Origin of the sequence: Mesorhizobium sp. M7A.F.Ca.AU.001.01.1.1 (assembly GCF_004022735.1) — a bacterium.
In the GTDB taxonomy this organism is placed as follows: domain Bacteria; phylum Pseudomonadota; class Alphaproteobacteria; order Rhizobiales; family Rhizobiaceae; genus Mesorhizobium; species Mesorhizobium ciceri.
Genome location: NZ_RZPF01000778.1, coordinates 1 through 2,875, shown reverse-complemented (window position 1 = coordinate 2,875; position 2,875 = coordinate 1). Strand labels below are relative to the sequence as shown.

The following is a 2,875-nucleotide window of genomic DNA, read 5'->3' as shown; positions in this document are numbered from 1 at the left end:
GCCGATATTCGATCACCTTGGTGTCGACATGGGTGTCCTCGACCATCATCGCATAGTCGAGCACCGTCATGTCGGACATGCCGCCACGGCGGTGGCGGGCGTCGAGATAGCTGCGGAACAGGGAATATTGTTCGGTCGAGGGCTCGGCATTGTGCATGTAGCCGACGAGATCGGAATTGTGCTGCAGCACGCGCTTCATGTTGCGGCTGGCGACGAATTCCTGGGCGAGGATGCGTACCGAAACGCAGGCGCGGCAGGTCTCGCAGGCCGGCCTGTAGGCGATGTTCTGCGAGCGCCGGAAGCCGCCTTGCGTCAACAGGTCGTTCATCTCCGCCGCCTTGTCGCCAACCAGGTGCGTGAACACCTTGCGCTCGAACTGGCCGTCGAGATAGGGGCACGGCGACGGCGCGGTCAGGAAGAACTGCGGCGACTGGGTCGGATGCTGCGTCATCGAGCCTTGGAAACACTCCTTCGAATCGCTCTACCTTTGGCGCGGATGGCGAAAAATTCAACAGGATTATGTGGGCGCGGTCGACTCGACGCCTTCACATTTGTGCTCAATCGGTAGCGACTGCTCTTCAGAGGGCCGTTTCAGCGGTCGGTGCGGCTGACGACCGTGCCAAGTAAAAGATCGTGCAAGGTGCGTTTGCGGTCGGAAAACAGCGTTACCAGCAGGACAAGCGGCGACAGGATGACATTGCCGGCCCAGAACAGCACCGAATGGACAACCGCAGTGAGGCCGTCGATCGGCCTGCCGTCGAGCCGGTCGAGCCGGATGCCCATCATCTTCATGCCCGTGGTGGCCTGATCGGTGCTGCCCAGCGTGTTCCAGATGTAGAGGATGGCCACAGTCGGCAACAGGATGCCGAACAGCATCCAGCCAAGCCCGAGGGTCAAGAGCCCGAGGAAGAACACCAGAATGGCAAACGGGATGGTGAGCAGCGCGACGATGACATAGTCGATCATGAAGGCGAAGATGCGCTTCGTGCGCACGCCGTCATAGGCCCTGACATCGTCGAGCCTGCTGGTGATGATTTCGCCGTCGAGAACGCGCGCGTTCATGTCATTTCCTCGTAACAGGGCCACGGCATAGGGTGCGGACCGCTCAGCCATGAAATGGTGAAGGCCTGTGGCGGAATCAAGATCGCGCTTCCAGCGGTGCTCCAGCTTCGATGGCGTCGGGCCCGATGTGAACTGGTTGAATTTGCGGCGCGGATAGCATTAGCTTGTTGCGGCGCAGCAGAGCGCACAGGGGACGGGGCAATATGGACTACGACATGCTGGTCATCGGCAGCGGCCCTTCCGGCCGCCGTGCCGCGGTGCAGTCGGCCAAGCTCGGCAAGTCCGTGCTGGTGGTCGACCGCGGCCGGCGTCTGGGCGGTGTCTCGGTGCATACCGGGACCATCCCATCGAAAACGCTGCGCGAAACGGTGCTCAATCTTTCGGGCTGGCGCGAGCGCGGCTTCTACGGGCGCGGCTACCGGGTCAAGCAGGATATCTCGGTCGGCGATCTGGTCGAGCGCCTGCACAAGACGCTCGACCATGAGGTCGAGGTGCTGCAGCACCAGTTCATGCGCAACACGGTCAAGAGCGCTCGCGCCGCGGTGAAATTCCTTGGCCCCAACAAGGTCAGCCTGACATCAGACACTGGCGATTACAGCGAGGTCGGTTTTACCAATGCGCTGATAGCGGTCGGCACCAGGCCGCACCGCCCGCGCGACGTGCCTTTCGACAAGACCCGCGTCTTCGACAGCGACGAGATGCTGGAGCTTGATCGCTTGCCGCGCACGCTGACCGTGATCGGCGCCGGCGTCATCGGCGTCGAATATGCGACGATCTTTTCCGCGCTCGACGTGCCGGTAACCTTGGTCGAGCCGCGCAACTCCATCCTCGATTTCGTCGACCGCGAGATCGTCGACGATTTCATCCACCAGATGCGCGATCGCGGCATGACCATCCGGCTGGGCAGCGCGGTGAAGGAGATCCGCTCCAAGCCGGACGCCGCCGAAGTGGAACTGGCCGATGGCCGCACCATCCGTTCCGAGGTTGTGCTCTACGCCGCCGGCCGCACCGGCAATGTCGGCAGCCTGGGCCTGGATGTCGTCGGCATCGACGCCGACTCCAGAGGGCGCATCAAGGTCGATCCGCAATCCTTCCAGACCAGCGTGCCCAACATCTATGCCGCCGGCGACGTCATCGGCTTTCCGAGCCTGGCCTCGACTTCGATGGAGCAGGGCAGGGTGGCCGCCTGCCATGCCTTTGGAGTGCCCTTGCCGCCGCCGCCGGAAACTTTCCCCTATGGCATCTATGCGGTGCCGGAAATCTCGACGGTCGGCCAGTCCGAAGAACAGGTGCGTGAGAGCGGTGCGGCCTACGAGGTCGGCGTGGCGCGTTTTCGCGAGACCTCGCGCGGCCACATCATGGGTGTCAACACCGGCTTCCTGAAGCTGCTGTTTTCGATCGAAACGCGCCGTCTGCTCGGCGCGCACATCATCGGCGAGGGCGCCACCGAGCTCATCCACATCGGCCAGGCGGTGATCAATCTCGGCGGCACCGTCGACTTCTTCGTCAACAACACCTTCAACTATCCAACGCTCGCCGAAGCCTACAAGATCGCTGGGCTGGATGCCTGGAACCGGATGGGAAGAGGGTAGGCCGGCTGGTCGTGGCGGCGAGCCTGTCAGCCTGCCTGCGCCACCGCCGCCGGTCCCGCCAGCCATTGCCTGACGATTGCCGCGTCGGCGCTGCCGAATTCATGACCTGATGAGACAATCCTGGCGTCGATCTCGGCGCCATGCCGACTGAGCAATGTCACCAGAGCAGGGGCGAAAGGCGCATAGGTGAGGTCGGCGGCGCCGGCGATCATCAGCACCCG

The 2,875-nt window shown here is 63.1% G+C and carries 2 protein-coding genes and 2 pseudogenes; 1 reads left to right on the top strand and 3 read right to left on the bottom strand.

All coding sequences use genetic code 11. From position 1 onward, the window contains the following. Nucleotides 1-451: pseudogene (locus tag EN884_RS31640) on the bottom strand (arginyltransferase); the annotation flags it as partial. 140 nt (nt 452-591) lie between these two features. Continuing rightward, on the bottom strand, nt 592-1,062 hold the full coding sequence (locus EN884_RS31635; RefSeq protein WP_063167757.1) for an RDD family protein: 471 nt from the start codon (nt 1,060-1,062) through the stop codon (nt 592-594). A 203-nt stretch (nt 1,063-1,265) separates the two neighbouring features. Here EN884_RS31635 and sthA point away from each other — a divergent pair, with 203 nt between their 5' ends. After that, complete coding sequence (gene sthA / locus EN884_RS31630; protein ID WP_063167758.1) at nt 1,266-2,654, top strand: Si-specific NAD(P)(+) transhydrogenase; 1,389 nt, start codon at nt 1,266-1,268, stop codon at nt 2,652-2,654. A 26-nt stretch (nt 2,655-2,680) separates the two neighbouring features. Here sthA and EN884_RS31625 read toward each other — a convergent pair. Next, nucleotides 2,681-2,875 (bottom strand): annotated as a pseudogene (locus EN884_RS31625) (alpha/beta hydrolase); the annotation flags it as partial.